Annotated in this window: 1 rRNA gene; it reads right to left on the bottom strand. The window is 52.9% G+C overall.

The window, feature by feature from the left end:
• Nucleotide 1: 1 nt before the first annotated feature.
• Nucleotides 2–2,262: ribosomal RNA gene (locus tag OWO01_RS15825) — 23S ribosomal RNA — on the bottom strand; the annotation flags it as partial.

The raw sequence follows: 2,262 nt of genomic DNA, 5'->3' as shown, positions 1-2,262 counted from the left end.
TTTAGTTAAGTCCTCGATCGATTAGTATTCGTCAGCTGCACGTGTTGCCACGCTTCCACCTCGAACCTATCTACCTCATCGTCTCTGAGGGATCTTACTCATAAAGATGGGAAGTCTCATCTTGAGGGGGGCTTCATGCTTAGATGCTTTCAGCACTTATCCCTGCCACACGTAGCTACCCAGCTATGCTCTTGGTAGAACAACTGGTGCACCAGCGGTATGTCCATCCCGGTCCTCTCGTACTAAGGACAGCTCCTCTCAAACTTCCAACGCCCACGACGGATAGGGACCGAACTGTCTCACGACGTTCTGAACCCAGCTCGCGTACCGCTTTAATGGGCGAACAGCCCAACCCTTGGGACCGACTACAGCCCCAGGATGCGATGAGCCGACATCGAGGTGCCAAACCTCCCCGTCGATGTGGACTCTTGGGGGAGATAAGCCTGTTATCCCCGGGGTAGCTTTTATCCGTTGAGCGACGGCCCTTCCATACGGTACCGCCGGATCACTAAGCCCGACTTTCGTCCCTGCTCGACTTGTAGGTCTCGCAGTCAAGCTCCCTTCTGCCTTTACACTCTTCGAATGATTTCCAACCATTCTGAGGGAACCTTTGGGCGCCTCCGTTACTCTTTGGGAGGCGACCGCCCCAGTCAAACTGCCCGCCTGACACTGTCTCCGAACCGGATCACGGTCCTGGGTTAGAAGGTCAACACAATCAGGGTGGTATCCCACCGGCGCCTCCACGTAAGCTAGCGCTCACGCTTCGAAGGCTCCCACCTATCCTGTACAAATTGTGCCAACATTCAATATCAGGCTACAGTAAAGCTCCACGGGGTCTTTCCGTCCTGTCGCGGGTAATGCGCATTTTCACGCATAGTATAATTTCACCGGGTCTCTCGTTGAGACAGTGCCCAAGTCGTTGCACCTTTCGTGCGGGTCGGAACTTACCCGACAAGGAATTTCGCTACCTTAGGACCGTTATAGTTACGGCCGCCGTTTACTGGGGCTTCGGTTCAGCGCTTCGCAGATGCTAACGCGTCCCCTTAACCTTCCAGCACCGGGCAGGTGTCAGCCCCTATACTTCGCCTTTCGGCTTCGCAGAGACCTGTGTTTTTGCTAAACAGTCGCTTGGGCCTTTTCACTGCGGCTTCTCATGCAAGAAGCACCCCTTCTCCCGAAGTTACGGGGTCATTTTGCCGAGTTCCTTAACGAGAGTTCTCCCGCTCACCTTAGAATTCTCATCTCGCCTACCTGTGTCGGTTTGCGGTACGGGCACCTCTTTCCTCACTAGAGGCTTTTCTTGGCAGTGTGAAATCAGGAACTTCAGTACTCTATTTCCTTCCCCATCACAGCTTGTGATTGTGCCAGACGGATTTGCCTATCTGACTCACTTACTGCTTGGACGCGCATAACCAACAGCGCGCTTTCCTTATCCTACTGCGTCCCCCCGTCGTTCAAACGGAAAGGAGGTGGTACAGGAATATCAACCTGTTGTCCATCGCCTACGCCTTTCGGCCTCGGCTTAGGTCCCGACTAACCCTGAGAGGACGAGCCTTCCTCAGGAAACCTTAGGCATTCGGTGAAGAAGATTCTCACTTCTTTTTCGCTACTCATACCGGCATTCTCACTTCTAAGCGCTCCACCAGTCCTCACGGTCTGACTTTACTGCACTTAGAACGCTCTCCTACCATTGTTCGTAAGAACAATCCGTAGCTTCGGTGATACGTTTAGCCCCGGTACATTTTCGGCGCAGCGTCACTCGACCAGTGAGCTATTACGCACTCTTTAAATGATGGCTGCTTCTAAGCCAACATCCTGGTTGTCTATGCAACGCCACATCCTTTTCCACTTAACGTATACTTTGGGACCTTAGCTGACGGTCTGGGTTGTTTCCCTCTCGACTATGAACCTTATCACCCATAGTCTGACTCCCAAGGTTATATGGTTGGCATTCGGAGTTTGACTGAATTCGGTAACCCGGTAAGGGCCCCTAGTCCAATCAGTGCTCTACCTCCAACATACAGGCCTTGAGGCTAGCCCTAAAGCTATTTCGGAGAGAACCAGCTATCTCCGTGTTCGATTGGCATTTCACCCCTACCCACACCTCATCCCCGCATTTTTCAACATACGTGGGTTCGGGCCTCCAGTCAGTGTTACCTGACCTTCACCCTGGACATGGGTAGATCACACGGTTTCGGGTCTACGACCACCTACTTATGCGCCCTATTCAGACTCGCTTTCGCTGCGGCTCCGCCTTTTCAG

Origin of the sequence: Natronobacillus azotifigens (assembly GCF_026805325.1) — a bacterium.
Taxonomy (GTDB): domain Bacteria; phylum Bacillota; class Bacilli; order Bacillales; family Amphibacillaceae; genus Natronobacillus; species Natronobacillus azotifigens.
Note: the sequence above shows the minus strand (reverse complement) of the source record. Positions and strands in the feature narration are given on the sequence as shown.